The sequence below is a fragment of the Bacillus sp. M5A3_1b genome (assembly GCF_053345335.1).
This window is the reverse complement of sequence record NZ_JBKEZY010000004.1, coordinates 304,407-328,100: the sequence shown is the minus strand read 5'-3', so window position 1 is coordinate 328,100 and position 23,694 is coordinate 304,407. Positions and strand designations below refer to the sequence as shown.

Sequence of the window (23,694 nt, the reverse complement as noted above, 5' to 3'; positions counted from 1 at the left end):
AAGTCAGGCTGAGGTGAGTTATTATGGTGCAGTCCATTGATCGAGCGATAAGTATTATAAAGTTGTTAAATTCTACTAATGAAAAAGAGTATTGGGCTATTTCTGATATAGCGGACAGAACACATCTCCCAGTTAGTACAGTACATAGATTACTTAACTCTTTAATCGAGCATGGGTTAGTTACGCAAATTTCAGAAACGAAACAGTACAAAATTGGGCCAATGTGGATGGAAATAGGATTACGTCAATTGGAGAAGGTAGACTACAGATCTGTAGCAAGAGAAGTGATGAAGCGGTTAGCTTCTGAGGTCGAAGAAAGTGTGTATTTGAACATTCCGAATGGAACACATTCTATTATCATTGAAAGAATGGATAGCCCTTTAAAAATTCGAGTTATTGATAACTTAGGGGAACAAATTCCACTTTCAATTGGTGCGGCAAATAAAACGATGCTTGCCAATATGAAAACGAATGAAATGGAACATATTATAGAACATTTACTTTCTTCATTACCAGAACAAAAGCACATTCTTTTAGATCAAATAAAGCAAATAAAAACTGAAGGATATGCGGTAAGTTATGGTGAAAAAACAGAAGGGACAGCTTCAGTAGCTGCACCTATTATCGGATTTAATCATAAAGTAGTAGGAGCATTAAGTGTTGGGTTAATTAGTCACCGCATTAATGATGATCGACTATCTTTTCTGATTAGTAAGGTAAAACAAGCAGCTCATGAAATATCAATAAAAATCGGCAGTACATCAGAGCTATAATTTTGATAACTGTCGTCATTTTTTATTCATATACTGGAATTCATTTTCATAATGTGGAAAAATAGGGGGATTTATATGTCAAAGTGGCAATCAAAAGAACAATTGATTCAATTATTAAGCAGTCTTGTTGAAATTCCTAGTATTACAGGTACAGAAGCTGAAGTGATATTGCCAGACTTTGTTGTGGAACAATTATCTGATTTACAGTACTTCAAAGAAAACCCGCATCATTTGCAAAAAAATCCGACGGGGGACGGACGATATTTTGTTACAGCCCTAGTGAAGAAAAGCGATAGTACAAAAAATACCGTAATTCTAGTTAGTCACTTTGATGTTGTAGATGTGCAAGATTACGGAGTTTGGAAAGAAGATGCATTTAATCCTAAAATGTTAACATCTATGTTTTATTCTCATAAAGATGAATTACCAGACCATGTGCGTGAAGATATAGAACAAGGAGATTGGCTGTTTGGCAGAGGAACAATGGATATGAAATGCGGCCTCACATTACAAATGGCAATGATTGAGCAAGCCTGTGAAGGAAGATTTGACGGGAATGTTCTTTTATTATCTGTTCCAGATGAAGAAGTAAACTCTGTAGGGATGAGGGCTGCTGTTCCAAGACTACTAGAGTTAGCAAGAGAACATAACTTGGATTATAAAACGGTATTAAATTCAGAGCCTATGTTTTCACGACATCCTGGTGACCAAAATAAGTATATTTATACTGGTTCTATTGGTAAAGTGTTACCTGGATTTCTTTGCTATGGTAAAGAAACACATGTAGGTGAACCATTTGCAGGTTTAAATGGGAGTTATATGGCTGCTTTATTAACGGCTGAATTAGAATTGAATACGGACCTTTGTGATGTTGTAGAAGGAGAAGCAAGTCCTCCGCCAACTAACTTACTTCAACGGGACTTAAAGGAGGATTATTCTGTACAAATTCCGCATCGTGCAGTCACATTATTCAATTTGTTTTTACTAGAAAAAACGATGACAGATGTCGTTTCAATGTTACGTCAAAAAGTAACGAAAGTAGCAGAGAAAATAGAAGAATCATACGAGAAGCAAGCATATCGTTTTTCTAAATATAATCCGTTTATACCGCCTAATATGAAAGTAAATGTTTTAACGTATGAAGAGCTTATCGCTTATGCAATTGAACAACATGGGCAAGAGAAAATAGATGATATTCAATCTAGTATAATAAAAAATAGAGAAGATAAAGATGATCGTGCGGTAACAATTGATTTAGTAGATAAACTATCTATTTTATGTAAAGAAAAGGCGCCGATGATTGTACTTTTCTTTGCTCCACCATATTATCCAGCTGTAAGTTCACGCAACAATCCGTTAATTAAAGATGTAGTTGCAGAAATGGAAAAGTATGCTCACTACAATCATAACATTACATTTGAAAACCAAAACTATTTTGGGGGAATTTCAGATTTGAGCTATGTGGGCTTACAGAATCCACTACATTCAATGAGTTCACTTGTAGACAATATGCCATTATGGGATAAAGGTTATTCGATTCCACTTCAGGATCTAGAAGAGTTTGACGTTCCGGTATTAAATATGGGGCCGGTAGGAAAAGATGCACATCAATGGACAGAACGTTTAGATGTAAATTACGCATTTGAAACGCTATTAGATATGTTACCGAAATGCATTGAAAAATTATTAGTTTCTAATAAAATTACACAATCATAGTAGGGAATAAGGAAGGGATAAAACTGAAATTTCAAAAGAAGATACAAATAAAATTATTGTAGTATAATCAAAAAAACGGACAAACTCAAGTATCTATGAGTTTGTCCGTTTATCATTTAGTGCAAGCGAGAGAGTATGTAGTCCACCGTTTTCTAACTAAATTCAAAGCTAACGTGATCTCTTTTATAGTTTTACTTTTTCGTTTGCCCAGATAGTTCAACAGACTTTTGTGTACAGCGCTGCATTGCTGAAATAATTGCAGTTCGTAATCCTTTTTCCTCTAATGTTGCTACAGCTTCTATCGTTGTTCCGCCAGGAGAACAAACCATATCTTTCAATTCACCTGGATGTATGCCTGTTTCTAGTACCATTTTTGCAGAACCTAACACAGCTTGAGCAGCGAATTTATATGCTTGATTTCTAGGCATACCATCTAATACAGCTGCATCTGCCATCGCTTCTATAATCATATATACGTATGCTGGCGACGAACCACTTACAGATGTTACAACGTCCATTAATTTTTCGCTTACGATCTCTGTTTGACCAAAGCTATTGAAAATGTTTAGCACATCTTCTAAATCTGTTTCTGTCACCATTTCATTAGGGCATAATGCAGACATTCCTTCTCCAACAAGGGCAGGTGTATTAGGCATTACTCTTACAACCTTTAATTTTTTAGCAAAAGCTTCTTCAGTACTTTTAATGCTTTTCCCGGCAGCGATCGTTACGACGATAACATCGTTTTTGATTACTTCTTTTATTTCGTTAATGATTGATGCGTATAGGTCTGGTTTAATTGATAAAATTAAAATATCAGCATTTTTAGCTACTTTATTGTTGTCAGTAGTTGTAGTTAGCCCATATTTTTCACTAGCATTTTTTAAATTCATAGTGTTTAAATCCGAACAAATAATATTATTTGCAGACACTATCTTTTTGTGTAGCATCCCACCAATCATAGCCATTCCCATATTTCCGCAACCGATGAATCCAATTTGTTTATCCATAATAACTCAATCTTGCTCCTTTTATAATAAATTATATCATTTCGAAATTGCTATCTTAAAATAACAATAACATCTTTATGTAATATAAAGAAACATTCTAAGAGAATATATTCCTTTTTGCAACACCAAAAGATAAAAATCAATTATATTCGACATTATGTAAATATATACACTTTAATTGTAGGTTTTATGTTAATGAATATGAGTTAAACTTATATCGATTTGTATTTTCATTCAGTACGGTAATAATTTCATACAAGTAACTTACCGCTCTATTTATTTTTTAAAATACTTCTTGACACCAAATCAAATTATATCGCATAATATAAAAAATTAAACCGAAAATCGTTGAAGGGAAATAGTACATATGTCTTCTTGCGAAAGAGAGTGGAATTCACCGGCTGAAAGATTCCTCGTATAGAATATATCGAACCTATCCCTGAGTCTTAAATGAAAGTTTAGGCGTTCGCCTGCGTTATAGGCGCCAAGTGGATATCTATGTATATCAATTAAGGTGGTACCGCGGAACAATGACCGTTTCGTCCTTTTTATTTTATTAAGGGCGAAGCGGTCATTTTTATTTTGCTCTTAAATAGGCTAGGCGCAGCATTGAAAAGAATAGAATCGCTGCAAGCTATATGAATAGAAGTGTAATTTATAAAAAACTTTGATTTTAGACTTGGGGGATAAAAAAGTGAAAAAACAACGAATTGTTGTAAAGATTGGGAGTAGTTCCTTGGCAGATAGTCACGGAGGCATTTCTAAAGAACAACTTTCAGATCACGTTGCCGCATTGGCTCGATTGAAAGAGGAAGGGCATGAAGTTTTGTTAATTACATCTGGGGCTGTCGCTGCAGGTTTTTCAGCTCTAGGGTATCCTAGTAGACCTGTGACAATTAAAGGAAAACAGGCAGCTGCAGCTGTCGGACAAAGTTTGTTAATGCAGGCGTACACGGAGGAATTTCGTAAATATGGTATCGTTACTGCGCAACTATTGCTGACGAGAAGTGATTTTTCTAGAAAAGAACAATATAGTAATGCTTACGCTACATTAGGAGAGTTACTAAACCGTTCTGCTCTTCCAATCATTAATGAAAATGATTCCATTTCTTTAGAAGAGCTAACGTTCGGTGATAATGATATGCTGTCAGCTTTAGTAAGCGGGCTTGTCTCGTCGGATATGCTAATGATTTTTACGGATGTGAACGGTTTATACGACAAAAATCCTCAGAAAAATGCGGATGCGAAAAAGTATTATTTCCTTCCTGAAGTTACGGAAGAAATCGCTTCTCTTGCAGGAGATGCTGGGTCCAAACTTGGGACTGGCGGTATGAAGTCAAAAATTGATGCTGCGAAGATAGCACTTTCTCTTGGCGTGAGTGTATTTATTGGAACAGGACGTGGACAAGAGAAATTTGTAGATGTTTTGAAGGGCAAAGGTGATGGAACGTATGTCGGAAATGCTCCTCAAAAAGAAATGAAAGTGAATAAGCAATGGATTGCCTTGCATTCGCTTGTTAGTGGACAAATTGAAGTAGACGCTGGAGCAGCTACTGCTATCATTCAGCATGGTAAGAGTCTTCTTCCTGCTGGCGTTACAAATGTTTCAGGATTTTTCCAAGTTGGCGATGTCGTAGAAGTAATGACGCAACAAGGGCACGTAATTGGAAAAGGACAATGCACATATAGCGCAGAGGAATTAAGAGAGATAAAAGGTATGCAAAGTCAACATATTCAAGCAAGAGGCGAAAGGCATAATTATGAAGTCATTCATAGAGATTATTGGGTGTCACTTTAAGAATAGTGATGTTAAAAAGGAGGAAATGAAGATGAATGAAGTGTTGGCAAAGGGAAGAAAAGCGAAAGAAATTGCTAGAGAACTTGTACTAAAATCTACAAGTCAAAAAAACGAAGCACTTGCTGCTATTGCTGAAAGGCTAATAGTAGAAACAGCTTATATTGTAGAGGAAAACAAACGTGATATCGAAGAAGGTAAGGCAAAAGGATTTTCTGATTCACTCCTTGATCGACTTATGCTAACTGAACAACGAATTGTTGATATGGCAGAGGGGATTAAGCAGTTAATCGAATTACGTGATCCAGTTGGAGAACGTGTAAGTGAATGGAAGCGACCAAATGGACTATCTATTCAGGAGATGCGTGTACCACTTGGTGTTGTTGGGATGATTTATGAGGCAAGGCCAAATGTAACAGTAGATGCTGCTACAATTTGCTTGAAAACAGGAAACGCAGTTATATTACGTGGTAGTTCTTCTGCTATTAATTCTAACAAAGCCATCGTTTCCGTTATTCACCGAGCGCTTAAAGAAACAAGCTTGCCAGAAGAAAGTGTACAGCTTATAGAAGATACAACACGGGATAGCGCAAAGCAGTTGTTTACAATGAATGATTACTTAGACGTTCTTATTCCAAGAGGTGGCAAACAATTAATTGATACGGTAGTGAGAGAAGCGTCTGTTCCAGTACTTGAAACAGGTGCGGGAAATTGTCATATTTTCATTGATGAAACGGCAGATAAGCGAATGACAATTGATATTATTATAAATGCAAAAACGCAGCGTCCATCTGTATGTAATGCAATTGAAACGATTGTACTTCATGAGAAGTGGGCAGAGCAATATGGTAGCGAGTTGTTTTCTTCTTTGAAGGAAAGAGGCGTGGAGCTACGTGGTGATCAAAAAGCATTGGCATTGGATTCTTCAATTGTACTTGCTTCAGAAGAAGATTGGGAAACAGAATTTTTAGCACTCACGTTGGCAGTGAAAGTAGTTTCTTCTATAGAAGAAGCGATTCATCACATAAATACGTATGGATCTATGCATTCTGAAGCGATTATTTCAGAAAACGAGGAAAACGTCAGCAAATTTTTCACTTCTGTTGATGCGGCGGCACTTTATCATAATGCATCGACACGTTTTACTGATGGATCTGAATTCGGATTTGGAGCAGAAATTGGCATCAGTACACAAAAGCTACACGTAAGAGGACCAATGGGGCTTCCAGCATTAACTTCCACAAAATATGTGATTCGTGGTAATGGACAAATTCGAAAATAAAAATAAGAGACACTCAATTTTCGTTTGGGTGTCTTTTATTTTAAAAAGTATTTACCATACAAAAAGCCCAACGAGCATAGCGCTTAATAAGGAAACAGCCATTCCGCTTACAAGAAGCTTCCAAACATTTTTCCCGATGACTGATGATTTTTCGCCGCCAAATAATGAGTTGTAAGTTCCATAAATCATACCCACTGTACTAAAGTTAGCAAAAGAAGCAAGAAAGGTTGTTGCAACTGCAACTGTATGTGGTTGTAAAGACTTTAGGTTTGATTTTAAATCCATCATTGCAACAAATTCATTCGTCGTTATTTTGATCCCCATTAATTCAGCTACATACATCGCATCACTGCCCGATAAACCGAGTAAAAAAGCAAAAGGGCTAAAGATAATGGAGAAGATTTTTTGAATTGTTAAACCTGTGACGAAAAAGCCTAAAATTCCATTTAAACATGCAGTTAATGCCACATAACCAATTACCATAGCTAAAATAACGATAACCATATTCATCCCGACTAACATACTGTTTGAAATAGTAGAAAAGAAATCCTTTTTTTCATCTTTTGCAGGTGTATATACGACATCTTCTTCTTTTGAAACTTCCACAGGATTTAATACATTGGCTAAAATTAATGCGTTAATACAGTTTAAAGGGATTGCACTGAAAATATATGTTGCCGGAACCATTGATAAATAAGCGCCAAGAATGGATCCGCTAACGCTACTCATACTCATAATTCCAAAAGTTAATAAACGATTTTCTTTTAAAACGGATAATTGATCACGGACAACCGCAAGTGCTTCAGTGTTTCCTAAAAACATCATTTGAATCGAAAAGAAACTTTCTAACTTTGGTAAACGAGAAATTTTTGAAATAACTGCACCTACTTTATCAATAATCCAAGTTAAGATTCCGAAGTACGAAAGAATATCAAAGAACGTGATAACAAAAATGATAGGAAGTAACGCACTAAAGAAGAAATCAATGTGCTGACTTTCCATAGCTGAAGGAAAGGCAAACCGAATACCTTCATTCGCGCATGATAGTAACCAACTGAAAAATGACGCAATTTTATTAATGATAATACTACCGAGCTTCGTACCTAACATAAACCACGTAATAAAGAGCTCCAATAGGATGAGAATTACAATTGGTCTCCATTTTATATGTTTTTTATTAGGCGAACATAGGAAAACAATTAATATGACAACGAAAATCCCTAACATATTTAATATGAAATACATGTCAACAACTCCTTGAGAGTTATTATTTGTATATAAAAAAGCTCCTATTCTTCTTAATTTAGAATGAATGTATTTCAACTCATATTTTATAAATTCTAAAAATATAGAAGGATAAATTCGACGAAAATAGAATTAGATATATAGCAAACAGGGAGGGGATAAAATGGAGGTCTATCACATAACGAGTAGAAAGAGGGAAACTTACCATGTTCAGGTGAAGTATTCGATACTTTTCGAATGCGCACTTGGCATTGCGGCAATCACTCATAAAAGGTTAATCGATACCCTTGAAAAGAGTCAAAATGAATGGGAAGAAATTAAGGAATCATTAACAGAAGAAATGAGAGAGCACTTACAGTTTGTAGAAGAACATAATACGTGGAAAGCGTTACTTCAGTTGTTGTATAAAGAGGATTTTCAGGACTTAGCACAGTTTCATGCTAAAATCGATTCGCTTTCAGAAGTAGATTTGAAATATATATGCTTACCGTTTTTAGGCGAGAAGTATGAAAAGAAAAGATATTTAGCAGCAAGTGGGGACGTAACTGCAATATATGAACTAATGGAACTGACGCAGGATCATCAGTTTTTCTCCGCGTATATTCGTTTTATATGTAATATCGATGTGCAAAAACTAAAGGATCATTTAGTAGCCGTTATGACAGGTTGGTATGAGAGTGTTATTCAGAAAGAGGAGGAGAAAATACTTTCTATATTACAAAGAGACTATGAAGCGAAAAATGAGATGAATAAAAAGATGAAATCGGAAGAGTTCGTCGAGTGGGCGACTGGCGGTGTGAACTATATGCCAGAACCAAGTGTTCATAATGTACTTCTTATCCCGCAAATGACGTACAGACCGTGGAATATTGAGGCGGATATTGAAGATACGAAAGTATTTCATTACCCAGTCGCAAATGAAAGCATCCACCCTGAAAATCTATATGAACCGAATTATTTTTTAGTTCAAAAACATAAGGCACTTGGGGATGAAGCGAGATTACGCATTGTAAAAATTTTGTTCGAAAAAGAACGAACATTGCAGGAAATTACAGAAAGACTGCAACTCGGTAAATCGACTGTACACCATCATTTGAAATTGTTACGTGCAGCGAAGTTAGTGGATATACATGACGGGAAATATGTATTAAGAAAGAAAGCAGTACAGTCATTAGCGAAAGAATTAGATGCGTTTTTAAATAGATAATATGCAACTAGAATGCACATAAGGGGAGGAATTAAATAGAAAAGTTGGTGTATAAAATTGAAAAATGTGTTGAAAAATCGTTCGTTTTTTTTCATGTGGATTGGTAGCGCGATTTCAGAATTGGGCGGGGCTTTCGGAACGTTATGTAATTCAATTCTTGTTTACGAATTAACAGGGTCAAAAACAGCATTAAGTAGTATGTGGTTACTATACTTTATCCCATCGCTCATACTACAACTAATAAGTGGCCCATTTATTGATAAATGGAGCCGGAAGTGGATTATGATTTTTTCGCAATGGGTGCGGGCTTCGTTTTTCTTACTACCGTTAGTCATGTTACTTACTAGTAGTATAGAAGTTTGGCACATATATGTCGTACAAATAATAATTGGGCTTATTACGCCGCTGTATACACCTGCAAGTCAAGCCATTACACCGAGTATTGTAAATAAAGAACAGCTTCAAGACGCAAATGCGTATATTGATGGGATGGCTCGACTTATGATGTTTCTTGGACCAATATTAGGCGGAGTAGCTATTCATTTGATTGGAGTAGAACTTACACTATCTTTCGTATGTATTTGTCTATTTGTTAGTGGCGCTTTTTTACTTTATATAAAAGAAAAGAGAACAAAACAATCTATTCGGAAAACGTGGTTAGAACAGTTTCTTCACGGTTTTACATATTTTTTCACAAAACCAGTTATCGTTTGGCTCTGTATTTTTCTTACTTTCGTGCAATTTGGAGTTGGGGTTACGCTAGTTACAAATCTTCCTTATATAAAAGACGAGCTGTCAGCCGGGTATGCAGAGTTTGGTTATTTTATGGCCGGATTCCCATTTGGCTATGTAGTTGGATCTATACTAGTTGGAAAAGTAACATATAAAAGTCGGCGTATACTTATGCTTGGTGGATTGTTTATAGGAGGACTCACATATATTTCTCTAGCGTTCAATCACAGTATAGTAATTGCAGTGTTCATTGAAGTTGTTGCAGGCATTTGCATTGCCTTTTTCAATGTTCATAACACGACAATATGCCAACAAACAGTACCGAACAATATGATAGGACAAGTATTTTCAGTGCGTTTATTTTTCATACGATCTGCTATGCCGTTAGGTGTGTTATTAGGAGGCATACTAAGTGAAATCTGGGGAATAAGAGCACTATACTTTATTATCGGTGCGATTATATGTATTACTTCTTTAATAGGATTATTACTTCCGTATTTCAAATTTTTAGATGAGGCGATAGAAAAGAAATCAGCATAATTCAAAAAATTAAAACTTTACAATTGAAAATAATTATCATAATCAATTATAATAGAAGAATAGTAGTATTCGTATTACAAAGAGGGAGTGGGATATATGTTTATCGAAACGAAAACATTTACAGTAAAAGAAGGTACATCAAATATAGTTGTAGAACGTTTCACTGGAGAAGGTATAATTGAAAAATTTGAAGGTTTTATCGACTTGAGTGTTCTTGTGAAAAAAGTAAGACGCGGAGACGAAGAAGTAGTCGTTATGATTCGCTGGGAATCTGAAGAAGCATGGAAAAACTGGGAAACAAGTGAAGAACATCTAGCAGGACATAGAGCGAGTCGTGGTAAACCAAAACCAGATCATATCATTAACGTGGATCACGCAGTTTATTATGTGAAATCATCGAAAGCGGCTTATCAACAGTCGTAATATATAGTTAAAGTTAGAGGATATTTGTTTATTAATAAACAAATATCCTCTTTTTTTGATTTATAGTAAAATATGGATGTAATATATATTTAATTGTTTCATTATAAATGGAGGTAAATGAAGTGAAAAAAATGTTACTAATGGCAGCTTTAGCGACGACATTATTATCAGCATGTAGTAATAATAAAGTGGAAGAAGAAGTATCTAAGAATGAGGAAGAAAAACGTGAAAGTAGTGCAAAAATAGTAGAGCGGAAGGAATATATCATTATTGATAAGAAGTATAATGATATATTTCTAAAAGATGCTAACTCAAATAAAGAAGATAGTGTGAAGGTAAGTTTAAATGATTTAAATCCAACAAAATGGGAGGCACCTGTAAGAAACGGTATACCAGATATAGGTGATCATATTTCTTTGGAAAAAGAAGAGGGTAAATATACACCTATATTAGTAAAAGATCTTGTTGGTGAAATAAAATATGATGGTACAATTAAATACAAAATTTTAGAAGCAACTAATAAATCAGTAAAGTGGCTTCCACTAAATAAAGAGAACAATGGAGGGGCTGTTCCACCAGAAATGGTAAAAGTAGTGAGCGCTTCGAAAATAAAAGCTGGAGATATTGTTACGATTCAAGATAAAACCAAAAGCAGTAAAGACGCAATTGTATATGAACTAACAATTATTGAATAAGTATGTAGAAGATGAAAGATATAAGAGAAATAAAATATATAGGTAACGAATAACTCCTTAATAATGTGTGTGGAGGTTACAAATGTTAGAAGCACAAATATTTAAACATGAACAACATAAAAAATTAGTGCAAACAATAGTAGCGGAAACCTTATCTATGGAAAAGGTACATGGATTCATGCTAATTGGATCTGTCGCAAGAGGCGATGCATATACTGATTCGGATTTAGATTTCTATATTCTTTTAGAAGATGGACAAAAGAAAAAATTTCATTCTGAAACGAGAGAAGATATTTTAGTTGAATATAAGAGTGCAGATTTTAATTTAATACAAGTAAACTTTAAAAACAATCCGATGGAACTATACTCATTTCTAGAAGGGGAAATTTTGTTTGATAAAAGCGGTGAGTTGAAAAAGTTAAAGGAAATAGCTACATATGAATTTGAAAACTATCGTGTTTCTAGCGACAAAGTGAAGGGCATTTCTCATTGGTTGCATAGTTCATTAATTAAAATTCAATCTGCTTTGAAAGCAAATGATGAGTTAAAAGCTTCATACATCGTTCATACGTCAACTTGGACATTGTTAGATGGGATATGGGCTGTTAATAATAAGCCTACACCGCCAGCGGGATCTGTTTTGAAGTATTTTGAAACATTATCTAAAGTACCAACTCACTTTGAAGGTTTTATAAATAAACTGTTTTTAGGTGATACGACAGAACGTACCTCTGCAGCAATTTTCTTGATTGAGTGGGTTTTACACAATTTGAAAAATAAATAATGTGACTATTTTATATAGGTAAAATAATATTTCGCGTCGAACGGTTTATGGAATTGCAGTCATAAAAACGTTCTAGGTTATAGAGAAAATTATTAGACTATAAAGCATAGTCTTAGATGGAACGCTTGAATATCTTACCTTACATATTTAAGTGTTATGAAAATAAGTTTATATACCCTGTGCTTAAAAGGAGATGAGTGAATGAAGTTAAATCATTTGAATCTATGCGTTGATGATTTATCAGAAGCGAGACATTTCTTTGAAACATTTTTTGATTTTCAATTTTTAGAGCAAAAGGGAAGGGCACTAGTAGTAATGAGTGATGAGAGTGGATTTATACTTGTGCTAAGCGATCCAAAAGCATTTAAGGGGAATATGGAAGTTATGTATCCAGAAGCTTTTCATATTGGTTTTTTAGTGGATACTTCAAATGAAGTTGATCAAGCATATAATCGTTTAGTAGCTGGAGGTATTGAAATAGAAAAGGCACCGTATTCTATGAGAGGTAGTAGTTATGGTTTTTATTTTACAATGTTTAATGGATTATTAATTGAAGTGTCCTGCCTTGACTATAAAGATGGTAAGAAAGTTCAATAACAATTAACAAGAGTAATGGTTTGAAGATGTAAATCAAGCCCCTTATCCAGTTTGGAAAGGGGCTTGATTATTTTAAGGGACATATAAGTAAAAATAAACGGATTTTAGTCAGTAAAATGATTTGTGAGACAACTTCTTTATTAATCTACCTTAATTTCAAATTCAAGCACAGCTTGATCTTTCCTAAACGGCATATTGAGTTCTTTAAATCGTAAGCTTATTCCAGACAAATTATCAGGAAGGGCAGGAGATACAACGAAATGATGACTAAAATGTCCATCAGTGCCACCACCACCTTCTGGCCAGCAGTCATATGTATCATCTATTGATAATTGGAAGAAACTATGAGGCTTATTTTCATTAAAAACTTCATCAGTGGAATCCCAATCGCTATATAAATAAACTACACTAGCATTTGCATATGATACCTTTATGTTCATACGTTTTAAAAACAGGTACATGTTTTTTGAATGTAGTTGGTTCGACGCGAGGTGTAAATTCACCTTCGTCCATCATGGAAGAGAATAATGAATTTAAATAGTCTGGATAAAATCCGTATTGCTTTGCCCATTTATAAATCGCTTCATCATGTGGAAAACCTGGATCACCATCTGAAAGTTCTTTTCGTTCTTTTAATAGGGCACAAATTTTTTCATCGATAGTATATAACCTTTCATCGTAATAATCAGTAGGCCGTTCAAAACCCATTTGTTTCATAATCATTCCTCTTTTTCTTTATTTTAACAAAAAGAAAGTGCGATACATTTTTAAATGTAAATTTAAACTCATTCATAAATCAAATATTGTAGACTTAAAATGAAGTTTGATAACAAGGTCTATTTAGCAGAGGAATTGCTTGTGCATAAAATAATAATAATGTATGAATCAAGCAGGTTTCCCATATGGTAAAGTACGAAACTATTATAAGTAGTACAGTGAAATCAATAGGAGGTTACCGCTATGACAGCTGTTTTTAAAGATATGGCGTTCCAGTTAAAAACGGAACGACTCGATCTGAATATGTGGGAGGAATCTGATGCAGTCTGGCTGAGAAAATTAGTTGGTGAACGTGGTGTGGACATGCCAACCATTGAATCTGTTCGTAGCTCTCTTATCGAAATGCGCAAGAAAGCAACTGAAAATGGTATTTCTCTTCTTACTATACGTAGGCGAGAAGAAGGGGATTTCATCGGATACTGTGGCTTAATCATCGGTCGATCCACGCTTGAAGAGCCGGAAATTGCATACGAGTTGTTCCAACGTGCTCATCGCAAAGGTTATGCGACAGAGGCAGCATCAGCAGTGCTTGAGGCCGCGATCGCTACGGGTCGTCATAGACTTTGGTCTACTGTAGGCGCTTGGAATACGGCGTCTTTCCGTGTATTAGAAAAGATAGGATTTAAGCAGCATCACAGTACGTTTGGTGAACGTGGTGAGATTGTTTGGAATGTGCGCGATCTATAGATTAAATTCAAAACAATGAAAAATGTAAAAGAAAGCCCATATGTTAGATTACTCAGTAATCTAACATATGGGCGCAATAGTTTGTTCGTTTGTTTTAATTTTTTACATCTTCATATAATTGGAGCGCCTCTTTTACATTCAATCCGTTTTTCACAATGCCATGTATTGCTTGAATCATGGCAGCAGGATGTTCAGATTGCCATATGTTTCGGCCCATGTCTACGCCGATTGCGCCTTCTTGCAGTGCATTGTACGTAATGTTTAATGCGTCTTCAATTGAGTCAAGTTTTGGTCCACCAGCGATTACGACTGGAGCAGGGCAAGTACTTGTAATTTTTTCGAATCCTTCGCAGTAATATGTTTTAATAATATCAGCTCCCATTTCAACACATACGCGGGAAGCGAGTGCTAGAAAGCGTGCTTCACGTTTTTGTAATTCTTTCGCAACAGCAGTAATACCGAGTACTGGTAGACCGTAATCGTGAGCTTCTGAAACTACATTTGCGAGATTTGATACGGTTTGTGTTTCATAGTCTGATCCGACGAAAACAGAAACGCCGACGCCAATTGCGTTTTGTTTTACTGCCTCTTTTACAGGTGTAACAATTGTTTCATTCGCTAAATCTTTACCGACGACAGTAGCTCCGCCTGATACACGCATAACCATCGGTGTGCTGCAGTTTTCAGGAATACAGGAGCTAAGTACACCTCGAGTTAAAAAGAGAGAATCTGTGTAAGGAAGTAAGTTTTTAACTGTTTCAAGTGGCTGTTCTAGCCCGTGTATTGGTCCTAAAAAGTAGCCGTGATCTATCGCTAACATAACCGCTCTTCCATCAGGTAAAATTGTATTTAATCGATTTTTAAATCCCCAAGTCATTAGAAATCACTCCTTCGTTAATGTTGGATTTTCCGTTTGTACCGTATCTTTATTTGGTAAATGTGGTGACTTAATAAAAACTGCTTTAAAAGGTTTGTCAGAATGGTTAATTAAATAGTGAGACTCATGAGGGTGAACTTGCAACACATCGCCTTGTTTAATTGGCACTCTTTCGTTATTCACATAGAAATCAATTTCACCTTCTAATGCATAAAAGACTTCTTCGCACGTCGTATGATAGTGATTTTGAAACTCCTGCCCAGGCTGAATGACAACAAGACCAAGATCAATATTCGGCCCTTGTATTAAATATTTCGGCCCATTATCACCGAAGCGATAGGAGAAGTCATTTTCATTCGCTTTTAACATACTTTTTCACTCCCTTATGTAATGTGTTACAGAGCACCAGGCGCAATCCACATATGTGAGGTGAGCCCTTTATCAGCTAAAGCGAGTTGACTGTCATACACAGTTTTCCATGTTTCATAGAATTCTTTGTATAGTTCATGATTTTCAGTAATTGGCTCGAATGTGTGCTCCCACTGTACAAACTGTTCAGCAGTTTCTTCCATAGATGAATATATGCCAGCGCCAACTCCAGCAGCAATCGCAGTTCCTAAAGCAGCTGCTTCTTTCACAACAGGTACTTTTACAGGAATACCAAGGACGTCCGATAAAATTTGTGGCCATAGTTTTCCTTTAGCAGCACCGCCAGCAAAAATGACTTCAGAAGGGAATGTTCCTGTAAGATTTTCTATTAATTTTAAGTTACCAAGTGTAACGAAGGCAGCATTTTCTTCAATAGCACGGAACAGCTCTTTTTTTCCGCATTTGTCAGCATCTAAACTTAAATTTAAAAAAGAAGGTGCGGCATGACGCCAAGAAATGTAGTTCATTACGTTTGAAAAAGTAGGGATAATACCATGTGAGCCGACAGGTACGTCTTTCGCTTGTTCTTCTAATAATGCATAAGCATCTACACCGAGTTTGTCAGCAAGTTTCTTTTCCTCATGGCAAAAAGCATCTCGAAACCAACGCATAACAAGGCCTGGGAAAAAGGCAATCGTTTCATATTGCCAAAGGTTAGGTATAACGTGACAATTTACCCGAATGGAAGCATGTGGATCTGTTTTTGGCTCTGTAACATTTACTTCTTGCTGCCAAAAACTACCTCCGCATATTAACGTTTGATTAGGTTTCACGACTCCTGTTCCAAGTGAAGCCATTTGTGCATCTCCGCCCCCGACGACGACAGGAATTCCTTCACATAATCCAGTTAATGCTGCACACTCTTTTGTGACGGTACCAATTACTGTACCAGCTTCATTTACTGTTGGTGAAAATGGCAACGTTAAACCGCACTCGATAGCGACATCGCTATCCCATACTCTATTTTGTAGGTCAAAAATACCGGATGTACATCCGTTTGAGGGATCGATTTGTAGTACGCCGCTTAGTTTATATAAAATCCAATCGTTTAACATCGTAAAAGAATGAATATTACTATAGACGTCTGGTTCATGTTTTTTAATCCAAAGTAGGCGAGGTAAAGCACCTAATGAAAAAGTTTGACCAGATCTAGTATATAAATCTTCTTCAAGATGTGACCGTATTTCTTTTAGCTCACTAACTTCAGAGGATGCACGTCCATCAACATTTGCACAAGCCCATATTTCTTGCCCACCTTTATCATATAAAACAAAACCTTCTCGCATACTAGTAGCGCTAATAGCTAGAATAGAAGAGGGCGTGACATTACTTCTTTGTAAAACTTCTTTCGTGCACTGTTGTACTAGCTTCCAGTTTTCTATTACATCAAAATTCATAGAACCTGGGTAACGAGGATCCGTGTTATGAACCCATTCTTTTTGACTGACCGCAATTTGATTCCCTAATAAATCAAAAAGAACAGCTCGAACGCTTCCTGTACCAGCATCAAAAGCTAATAAATGAGACATTAACAATCACCATCCTTTCGTAATAAGGAGAGGGCCGTTTCCTCATCGGTAATTAATGTATGAATGAACTTTCCTTTTAAGGCACCGTAAATTGCATCTATCTTTTCTATACCTCCAGCAACACCAACGACATGTTTCATTTTGCGCAGAATCGAGAGCGGCGTACCAATTAGTCGACTATGATGCGGGAGTTTTAATAAATCACCATTCGTATTGTAAAACTGTCCTAAAATATCGCCAACACCGTTTTGGCTACGAATATACGTCATTTCACGTAGTGTTAATTTTTCTTCCTTTACAATCGTAGCGTCTTGAGATAATCCTCCAATACCGACAACTGCCGTATGTGCAAGTGAAGCGACATGAAGCATATCTTTTACAGTCGGTTCCGATAGAATACTTTGTGCCATTTCGGTTGTAGATGCTAGAAACGGCGTAGGGATAATGTGAAAATCGCCTTGCATGTAGTGAAAATAGTTTTGTTTTCTCGGGAGATAGTGATTTACTCCGCCTGTTAGCGTTACAATTGAAAGATTAATAGAAGTTTCAAAATGAATGTTTTCTAGCATTTTGCTAATCGTTTCGCCCCATCCAATGCCGAGTAAATCACCTTGCTGGAGCTGAGTTTCTAAATATTGTGCAGCAGCTTTTCCGAGAGAAGCGTGATAATTGTTTATTGGAGGAGTAGGGATAATAAAAGCATCTTTTAAGTGGAATTTTTTCATTAGGTCACGCTCAATACTTAAACAGTGTAAACCAGTTCCTTTTACGTGAAATGTAACGATACCTTCACTGCGTGCCTTATCTAATAATCGGACAACTTTATTTCTTGAAATGTGAAGAAGTGAAGCAATTTCCTGTTGTGTTAATTGGTCTTTATAATAGTACCAAGCTACTTTAGTTAATAAATTCTGTTCAAAGTTCAGCTGTGTCATACGCGTCATCCCTTTCAACAATTGACCACTGCTTAAACATATGTGCCATATATTTTGTTTATTCCAGTTGAAACTTTACTCCGTGGAGTTTTTATTCATCCCCGCTGATTATTAGTCCGACTCTCACCTAACTTCTTTGTTCAAGCCGAATATTGTGATGGGAATCTTACTGCACATTAATGCTGGATAAATAGTTGGGTGAAAAGAATGTGCAAACTCTTTATCAGTAGGGGAAGCTTCGCAGTAAGGAGATTGGGGAACATGAATGTAGAGGGAAGTTCTCCCGATAAGGAAAATGTTTAGCTGAAAGTTAATATTGGATTGTCGTTTTTGGTCGTTAAGTCGATATTCATTGTCGAATCGCTGATATAATTTTATTCACAATAATTCTTTGTCAGAGAAATAAAAAAACGTCCGAATATATCGGACGTTTTTTTATTTCTTCATTAATTATGAACCGTTTCTTTTTCGTTTAATCCAAGCGTACGACCTGTAGAAGTGTGAAGGTCTTGGAACAATCGTGGATTCTCTGTTAGCGAAATGCCATAAGAAGGAATCATTTCTTTTATTTTTTCTTCCCATTCTACCATGCGGCTTGGGAAACATTTTTCTAATACTTCAAGCATGACGTGAACGGCAGTAGAAGCACCTGGTGATGCACCTAGTAATGCAGCGATTGAGCCGTCAGCGGCACTTACAACTTCTGTACCGAATTGAAGTGTACCTTTACCACCAGCATCAGTATCTTTAATTACTTGCACACGTTGCCCAGCAACTACAATATCCCAATCTTCACTTTTCGCGTTCGGAATGAATTCGCGTAATTCTTCCATACGCTTTTCATGTGATAACATAACTTGCTGAATTAAGTATTTTGTTAGTCCCATTTCTTTTACACCAGCTGCTAACATCGTTAAGACGTTATTCGGTTTTACAGAACCGATTAAGTCAAGGTTTGAGCCAGTTTTTAAGAACTTAGGAGAGAACCCTGCGAACGGTCCAAATAGTAAAGCTTTTTTATTGTCTATATATCTCGTATCAAGGTGAGGTACAGACATTGGCGGAGCGCCAACTTTAGCTTTACCGTATACTTTCGCATGATGTTGCTCTACAACTTTTTGGTTTTTACATACCATAAATAGTCCACTTACTGGGAATCCACCGATATGTTTTGATTCAGGAATGCCAGTCTTTTGTAGTAGAGGTAGACTACCACCGCCGCCGCCAATAAAGACGAATTTTGCAGTATGATGTTCAATTTTACCACTATTCATATCGTGTACTTTTACTTCCCACAAACCATTCTTTGTGCGTTTAATATTTTCGACACTATGTTTGTAGTTTAGCTCGACATTTTTCGTTTGTAAGTAATCAAACAACATACGAGTTAATGCACCGAAGTTAACATCTGTTCCAGAGTCAATCTTCGTTGCAGCCATTGGTTCGTTAGGTGTACGTCCTTCCATAATGAGTGGAAGCCATTTTTTTAATGTTTCAGGAGCATCGGAAAATTCCATACCTTGAAACAGTGGATTTTTTGAAAGCGCTTCAAAACGGTTTTTTAGAAACTCAACATTTTTTTCACCTTGTACTAAACTCATATGAGGTAGAGGCATAATGAAATCTTGTGGATTACGAATTAATTTACTTTTTACAAGATATGCCCAAAATTGTCTTGAAAGCTGGAATTGCTCATTCACTTTTACAGCCTTACTAATATCTATAGATCCGTCAGATTTTTCGGAAGTATAGTTCAGTTCGCATAGCGCAGAATGCCCTGTACCTGCATTATTCCATTCATTAGAGCTTTCTTCCCCGGCACTTGCGAGTTTTTCAAAAACTTTAATTTCCCATTCAGGTGCTAATTCTTTTAGTAATGAGCCTAACGTTGCACTCATAATTCCTGCACCAATTAAGATAACGTCTGTTTTTTGCTGCATGTTGCTCATGATAATCTCTCCATCCCCTATATTGGCAAAAAAGAGTAGGTGTTTTCTATGTCTAAGCCGTAAAAGAGAAACACCGCCTAGGCCCCACCTAGGTATTTACCTTTTTTGTCTCAATTGTATAACCATCTCATACTCTATTATAATAATTAATAGACTAAAATATCTAGTGTTATCTGATAATTTTAAACTATTTAACGTTTTATTCGCCAAAAATCTTATTTAACAAGCTCTTTTAAGGTGATAAATAGAAAAAAATTACAGTTTGAAATTATCCCGAAAAAGCTTACGTATCCAAAAGTGGGTAGAAATTACACCTTTTTATGGAATTTTTCGCTCTGTTTATTGTATGATTATTCTGGAAATTAAAAAGGAGGGATACACATGCGTACACAAGAACAAATCGCAAACTTATTTCGAAATTTTTCAATAAAGGAATGTAAAGGGTCAAGTGACTTATATGAATACTTATCAATAAAAATTGCTGAAGATGAGGAAGTACTTACACTCTCTTCCTACGCTCAAGCAGGCCAACCAGTCCCAAACTTATTATTAGGTGCAGTACATTATTTATTATTAGCAGGGAAAGAACATCATGTAAAAACGTATTATAGTAGCTTAGTTGAAAATGCTAATACGGATTTAGATAAAGCTTTTGATAATTTTAAAGATTTCTGTAAAACGTACCGAGAAGAAATCATTACTTTATTACAAACGAAACTCGTTCAAACGAATGAAGTAAGGCGATGTGCGTACTTATACCCAAGTTTCTGTTACATATTTAATAAAGTGAAAAAGCCGTTAGCGTTAATTGAAATTGGAACAAGTTCTGGATTACAACTGTTCTGGGACCAATATAGCTATTCGTATGGAACAGATGAAACATACGGAAATATAAATTCAAATGTACATGTAACTTCTGAAATAAGAGGAGAGAATGTGCCTCATTTTCTAAAAGAAAGTCCATCTGTCGCAGAAAGAATAGGACTAGATTTACATGTAAATGATTTACATAGTAATGAAGATTATTTATGGCTACGTGCACTCATTTGGCCAGAGCATAAAGAAAGACTTGAAATGTTTGACCAAGCAGCATCTTTAGTGAAAAATGAATCTGTTCAATTAATAGAAGGAGACGGTGTGGAGCTATTGCCATCTATCATCGAACAAATAAGTAAAGGTGCTGTAATCTGTATTTTCCATACACACGTCGCAAATCAAATACCTGAACAAGTAAAACGTAAGTTAGAAAAACAAATCCAAGAAATCGGTGCAAAACGTGATGTATTCCACCTATATAACAACATGTGGGATCGTGACCTTCATATTGATTATTATATTAACGGAAACGAATATCGTGAAACGGTTGGAGAAACAGAAGGGCATGGGAGATGGTTTAGCTGGAAACTTGGGAATGAGACGCTTTGTTAATATTTGAGAAATTTTTATTTTCAAGAAATTAGATAATGAAATTCCAGAAAAATGAAAGTAACTAGTTACTTTCATTTTTCTTTTGTGATAATATGTTAGTAATTACTTACTAACATATTGGATGGAGGAATAAAGATGGGGAAATTAACAGCACGAGAAAAAGTTATGGAAGCTGCTACGTTATTATTCGGGGAAAAGGGGTATACAGCGACAACAATTCGTGAAGTGGCAGAAAAAGCTGGGGTAAGCGAGTTAACGATATTCCGTAATTTTAAAAATAAGGAAAATTTATTTAGAGAGAGTATTATTTTACGGACGACACCAGTGGCTTTGTTAGAGGAAATTGAAGAACAATTTACTGGTGATTTACATAAGGACCTTACGAAAGTGGCAGAAACATATATTCAAACCAATTTGCCAAAGCTGAACTATATTTGGGCTGCATTAATAGAATCAAGACAAAATAGTGAAATGAAAACATTACTACACGAGTTGAATTTACATTTAGTAGATCACCTAGAAAATTATTTAAAGCAACTTGGAGAGAAAGGACACATTTCCCCGTGTAATTACCGTGTAATAGCGAATATGTTTTACGGACAACTGTTTTTATACATTATGAACGTTAGTATAACGGAAGAAGAAATTCAGTTAGAAGAATATATAGAGACGTGTGTAAATTTATTTATGAATGGAATTTCAAATAAAGAAAACGAATAGGGGTGGGAGAATTGCGGAATACATTTGCATTAATAGCTTTAATTGCAGGTTTTTTTATGGCAATTTTAGATTCAAATATTGTGAATATCGCATTACCAGAAATGACAAAGACATTTCATTCGTCAATTGATACAATTTCATGGATTGCTAATAGTTATAACGTCGCCTTTGTATCGTGTTTATTAATTGCAGCACGTCTTGCGGACCAGTTTGGTCGCAAGAAGCTGTATATTATTGGTTTATTGGGGTTTTCTGTTAGTTCGTTTATGTGTGGTATAGCCACTTCTTTTCATACATTAGTAGCTTTTAGGGTAATACAAGGAATTTCAGCCGCAGTTATCGTACCAGTTGCTATGCCATTAGGCCTTAATTTAGTACCGAAAGAGAAACAAGGTATGATAGGAGGTATCATGGGAGCTTTTGGGGGATTAGCAGCGGCAATTGGCCCTTCACTTGGAGGTATTTTAACTCACAAATTGAATTGGAGTTGGGTGTTTTTTATTAATATACCAGTTGGTATTTTATCTTTCATCTTCGTGATTCTTTGTATTAAGGAATCCTATGATCATGCTGCAAGCTCTAAAATAGATTGGGCAGGTATGATTACTTCTGCATCTGCACTATGCTTACTCGTATATGCACTCATACAAGTAAATACAAATCATTTAAGCATGATAAGCTTAATACTTCTTTTTATGCTCTCACTCATAGGTTTTATATTATTTTTTATTATTGAAAAGAAAAGTGAAAATCCAATGTTGCCATTAAAGTTATTCACAAATAAAGAGTTTTCAATCTCGAATTTTTCTTTATTCTTTGTTGGAATGGGATTAATGAACTTTTTGTTTATACTTGCTTTTTATTTCGTTCAAGTAGGAGGTATGACTGAATTACAGTCAGGTTTAATAATTAGCACGCTAGCGATAGTTTCAATGATTGTTACATCAATAGTGACACCAATTGCAGCAAAGCGGGGAAGTTCATTAATAGGTAGTGTAGGACTACTAATATTTATCATAGCATCATATTTATTTAGTCAAATAGACTCCACCTTTACTACATGGGATTATATTTGGCGATTAATGATTGTGGGGATTGGAACTGGCTGTACAATAGCACCGTATACAACAACGGCAGTTTTAAGTGTGCCAATTGAAAATTCAGGCGTTGCTACAAGTGTATGTAATATTTCTAGAACAGTTGGAGGTATTGTTGGGGTAGCGATTCTGGTGATGTTTTTGAATCATCAGTTGTTAGTTGAAAAAGAGAAGATAAATAAGGAAGTAGTGACTATGATTAAAAATAGTGATTTGTCAAATTTAGAAAAGGTACAAGTAGTGCAAGCGATAAATAAAAAACAGCAAATCGACTTAAAAACTGATGAGGAGGGCAAAATTTACAAACAACTAAATGCGGGATATAAGAAAGGAACTATTCGTAGTTATAATTTAGCATTTTTAATCGGAGCTACTATATTTTGTCTCGCATTGATTTTTAATATAGTAAGAGTCTTAATAGATAAGAAAATAAGTAAAGAAGTAAAATCTTATGTTTTGTAAATATT

The 23,694-nt window shown here is 35.6% G+C and carries 21 protein-coding genes, 1 pseudogene and 1 other annotated feature; of the genes and pseudogenes, 14 read left to right on the top strand and 8 right to left on the bottom strand.

Features of this window, described 5'->3' with window-relative positions; translation table 11 throughout:
• The first annotated feature begins 23 nt into the window (after positions 1 to 23).
• Positions 24 to 773, top strand: a complete 750-nt coding sequence (locus tag ACLBWW_RS14295; protein ID WP_098049140.1) for an IclR family transcriptional regulator — start codon at positions 24 to 26, stop codon at positions 771 to 773.
• Between the two features lie 75 nt (positions 774 to 848).
• Complete coding sequence (locus ACLBWW_RS14290; protein WP_048547634.1) at positions 849 to 2,489, top strand: M20/M25/M40 family metallo-hydrolase; 1,641 nt, start codon at positions 849 to 851, stop codon at positions 2,487 to 2,489.
• Positions 2,490 to 2,680: 191 nt separating this feature from the next.
• Here the strand turns inward: ACLBWW_RS14290 and proC are convergent, their stop codons facing one another.
• Positions 2,681 to 3,499, bottom strand: coding sequence for a pyrroline-5-carboxylate reductase (proC, locus tag ACLBWW_RS14285; protein WP_048547632.1), 819 nt, complete (start codon positions 3,497 to 3,499; stop codon positions 2,681 to 2,683).
• A gap of 339 nt (positions 3,500 to 3,838) precedes the next feature.
• Positions 3,839 to 4,049, top strand: a binding site (T-box leader).
• Positions 4,050 to 4,193: 144 nt separating this feature from the next.
• On the opposite strand from proC, the gene proB reads away from it, so the two are divergent.
• Positions 4,194 to 5,297, top strand: coding sequence for a glutamate 5-kinase (gene proB, locus ACLBWW_RS14280; RefSeq protein ID WP_048547630.1), 1,104 nt, complete (start codon positions 4,194 to 4,196; stop codon positions 5,295 to 5,297).
• A gap of 31 nt (positions 5,298 to 5,328) precedes the next feature.
• Complete coding sequence (locus tag ACLBWW_RS14275; protein ID WP_098920531.1) at positions 5,329 to 6,576, top strand: glutamate-5-semialdehyde dehydrogenase; 1,248 nt, start codon at positions 5,329 to 5,331, stop codon at positions 6,574 to 6,576.
• A 51-nt stretch (positions 6,577 to 6,627) separates the two neighbouring features.
• Here ACLBWW_RS14275 and ACLBWW_RS14270 read toward each other — a convergent pair whose 3' ends face one another.
• On the bottom strand, positions 6,628 to 7,821 hold the full coding sequence (locus tag ACLBWW_RS14270; protein ID WP_048547626.1) for a NupC/NupG family nucleoside CNT transporter: 1,194 nt from the start codon (positions 7,819 to 7,821) through the stop codon (positions 6,628 to 6,630).
• Between the two features lie 163 nt (positions 7,822 to 7,984).
• On the opposite strand from ACLBWW_RS14270, the gene ACLBWW_RS14265 reads away from it, so the two are divergent.
• The 6 genes from ACLBWW_RS14265 to ACLBWW_RS14240 all read left to right on the top strand — a co-directional run bounded on the left by ACLBWW_RS14265 (position 7,985) and on the right by ACLBWW_RS14240 (position 12,799).
• Positions 7,985 to 9,028 (top strand): ArsR/SmtB family transcription factor, encoded by a 1,044-nt coding sequence (locus ACLBWW_RS14265; protein ID WP_048547624.1) that lies wholly within the window; start codon positions 7,985 to 7,987, stop codon positions 9,026 to 9,028.
• A gap of 57 nt (positions 9,029 to 9,085) precedes the next feature.
• On the top strand, positions 9,086 to 10,300 hold the full coding sequence (locus ACLBWW_RS14260) for an MFS transporter (protein ID WP_048547622.1): 1,215 nt from the start codon (positions 9,086 to 9,088) through the stop codon (positions 10,298 to 10,300).
• 96 nt (positions 10,301 to 10,396) lie between these two features.
• Complete coding sequence (hmoA, locus tag ACLBWW_RS14255; protein ID WP_000469503.1) at positions 10,397 to 10,723, top strand: heme-degrading monooxygenase HmoA; 327 nt, start codon at positions 10,397 to 10,399, stop codon at positions 10,721 to 10,723.
• 107 nt (positions 10,724 to 10,830) lie between these two features.
• Positions 10,831 to 11,418, top strand: a complete 588-nt coding sequence (locus tag ACLBWW_RS14250; protein ID WP_098136572.1) for a hypothetical protein — start codon at positions 10,831 to 10,833, stop codon at positions 11,416 to 11,418.
• An 82-nt stretch (positions 11,419 to 11,500) separates the two neighbouring features.
• Entirely contained in the window at positions 11,501 to 12,202 is a 702-nt protein-coding gene (locus ACLBWW_RS14245) for a nucleotidyltransferase domain-containing protein (protein ID WP_048547617.1), read from the top strand.
• A 201-nt stretch (positions 12,203 to 12,403) separates the two neighbouring features.
• A complete protein-coding gene (locus tag ACLBWW_RS14240; RefSeq protein ID WP_048547616.1) occupies positions 12,404 to 12,799 on the top strand; it encodes a VOC family protein in 396 nt (131 codons plus the stop codon).
• A gap of 140 nt (positions 12,800 to 12,939) precedes the next feature.
• On the opposite strand, the pseudogene ACLBWW_RS14235 reads toward ACLBWW_RS14240, so the two are convergent.
• Positions 12,940 to 13,516 (bottom strand): annotated as a pseudogene (locus tag ACLBWW_RS14235) (hypothetical protein).
• A 243-nt stretch (positions 13,517 to 13,759) separates the two neighbouring features.
• Between ACLBWW_RS14235 and ACLBWW_RS14230 the strand changes: the two are divergent.
• Positions 13,760 to 14,263, top strand: coding sequence for a GNAT family N-acetyltransferase (locus tag ACLBWW_RS14230; RefSeq protein ID WP_048547614.1), 504 nt, complete (start codon positions 13,760 to 13,762; stop codon positions 14,261 to 14,263).
• A gap of 94 nt (positions 14,264 to 14,357) precedes the next feature.
• Here ACLBWW_RS14230 and lsrF read toward each other — a convergent pair whose 3' ends face one another.
• The 5 genes from lsrF to ACLBWW_RS14205 all read right to left on the bottom strand — a co-directional run bounded on the left by lsrF (position 14,358) and on the right by ACLBWW_RS14205 (position 19,982).
• Positions 14,358 to 15,140 carry a 3-hydroxy-5-phosphonooxypentane-2,4-dione thiolase gene (lsrF, locus tag ACLBWW_RS14225; protein ID WP_000219778.1) on the bottom strand — a complete coding sequence of 261 codons (783 nt, stop codon included), beginning with the start codon at positions 15,138 to 15,140 and terminating at the stop codon, positions 14,358 to 14,360.
• 6 nt (positions 15,141 to 15,146) lie between these two features.
• Complete coding sequence (locus ACLBWW_RS14220; protein WP_048547612.1) at positions 15,147 to 15,509, bottom strand: cupin domain-containing protein; 363 nt, start codon at positions 15,507 to 15,509, stop codon at positions 15,147 to 15,149.
• Positions 15,510 to 15,535: 26 nt separating this feature from the next.
• Positions 15,536 to 17,098 (bottom strand): autoinducer-2 kinase, encoded by a 1,563-nt coding sequence (gene lsrK, locus ACLBWW_RS14215; RefSeq protein WP_048547611.1) that lies wholly within the window; start codon positions 17,096 to 17,098, stop codon positions 15,536 to 15,538.
• On the bottom strand, positions 17,098 to 18,033 hold the full coding sequence (locus ACLBWW_RS14210) for a sugar-binding transcriptional regulator (protein WP_048547609.1): 936 nt from the start codon (positions 18,031 to 18,033) through the stop codon (positions 17,098 to 17,100). Before ACLBWW_RS14210 ends, lsrK begins: the two co-directional genes overlap by 1 nt.
• 446 nt (positions 18,034 to 18,479) lie before the next feature.
• Positions 18,480 to 19,982: a malate:quinone oxidoreductase gene (locus ACLBWW_RS14205; protein ID WP_000069156.1), complete on the bottom strand. Its 1,503-nt coding sequence runs from the start codon at positions 19,980 to 19,982 to the stop codon at positions 18,480 to 18,482.
• Positions 19,983 to 20,363: 381 nt separating this feature from the next.
• Between ACLBWW_RS14205 and ACLBWW_RS14200 the strand changes: the two genes are divergently transcribed.
• From ACLBWW_RS14200 to ACLBWW_RS14190, 3 genes are all read left to right on the top strand, one after another.
• On the top strand, positions 20,364 to 21,410 hold the full coding sequence (locus ACLBWW_RS14200) for a DUF2332 domain-containing protein (RefSeq protein WP_048547607.1): 1,047 nt from the start codon (positions 20,364 to 20,366) through the stop codon (positions 21,408 to 21,410).
• Positions 21,411 to 21,545: 135 nt separating this feature from the next.
• Positions 21,546 to 22,130, top strand: a complete 585-nt coding sequence (locus ACLBWW_RS14195; protein WP_048547606.1) for a TetR/AcrR family transcriptional regulator — start codon at positions 21,546 to 21,548, stop codon at positions 22,128 to 22,130.
• A gap of 11 nt (positions 22,131 to 22,141) precedes the next feature.
• A complete protein-coding gene (locus tag ACLBWW_RS14190) occupies positions 22,142 to 23,689 on the top strand; it encodes an MFS transporter (protein WP_048547603.1) in 1,548 nt (515 codons plus the stop codon).
• Positions 23,690 to 23,694 lie beyond the last annotated feature (5 nt).

Coding starts and splice junctions, on each gene's coding strand:
- ACLBWW_RS14295 (WP_098049140.1), top strand. CDS start 24: ATGGTGCAGTCCATTGATCGAGCGATAAGTATTATAAAGTTGTTAAAT.
- ACLBWW_RS14290 (WP_048547634.1), top strand. CDS start 849: ATGTCAAAGTGGCAATCAAAAGAACAATTGATTCAATTATTAAGCAGT.
- proC (WP_048547632.1), bottom strand. CDS start 3,499: ATGGATAAACAAATTGGATTCATCGGTTGCGGAAATATGGGAATGGCT.
- ACLBWW_RS14275 (WP_098920531.1), top strand. CDS start 5,329: ATGAATGAAGTGTTGGCAAAGGGAAGAAAAGCGAAAGAAATTGCTAGA.
- ACLBWW_RS14270 (WP_048547626.1), bottom strand. CDS start 7,821: ATGTATTTCATATTAAATATGTTAGGGATTTTCGTTGTCATATTAATT.
- ACLBWW_RS14265 (WP_048547624.1), top strand. CDS start 7,985: ATGGAGGTCTATCACATAACGAGTAGAAAGAGGGAAACTTACCATGTT.
- hmoA (WP_000469503.1), top strand. CDS start 10,397: ATGTTTATCGAAACGAAAACATTTACAGTAAAAGAAGGTACATCAAAT.
- ACLBWW_RS14250 (WP_098136572.1), top strand. CDS start 10,831: ATGGAGGTAAATGAAGTGAAAAAAATGTTACTAATGGCAGCTTTAGCG.
- ACLBWW_RS14245 (WP_048547617.1), top strand. CDS start 11,501: ATGTTAGAAGCACAAATATTTAAACATGAACAACATAAAAAATTAGTG.
- ACLBWW_RS14240 (WP_048547616.1), top strand. CDS start 12,404: ATGAAGTTAAATCATTTGAATCTATGCGTTGATGATTTATCAGAAGCG.
- ACLBWW_RS14230 (WP_048547614.1), top strand. CDS start 13,760: ATGACAGCTGTTTTTAAAGATATGGCGTTCCAGTTAAAAACGGAACGA.
- lsrF (WP_000219778.1), bottom strand. CDS start 15,140: ATGACTTGGGGATTTAAAAATCGATTAAATACAATTTTACCTGATGGA.
- ACLBWW_RS14220 (WP_048547612.1), bottom strand. CDS start 15,509: ATGTTAAAAGCGAATGAAAATGACTTCTCCTATCGCTTCGGTGATAAT.
- lsrK (WP_048547611.1), bottom strand. CDS start 17,098: ATGTCTCATTTATTAGCTTTTGATGCTGGTACAGGAAGCGTTCGAGCT.
- ACLBWW_RS14210 (WP_048547609.1), bottom strand. CDS start 18,033: ATGACACAGCTGAACTTTGAACAGAATTTATTAACTAAAGTAGCTTGG.
- ACLBWW_RS14205 (WP_000069156.1), bottom strand. CDS start 19,982: ATGAGCAACATGCAGCAAAAAACAGACGTTATCTTAATTGGTGCAGGA.
- ACLBWW_RS14200 (WP_048547607.1), top strand. CDS start 20,364: ATGCGTACACAAGAACAAATCGCAAACTTATTTCGAAATTTTTCAATA.
- ACLBWW_RS14195 (WP_048547606.1), top strand. CDS start 21,546: ATGGGGAAATTAACAGCACGAGAAAAAGTTATGGAAGCTGCTACGTTA.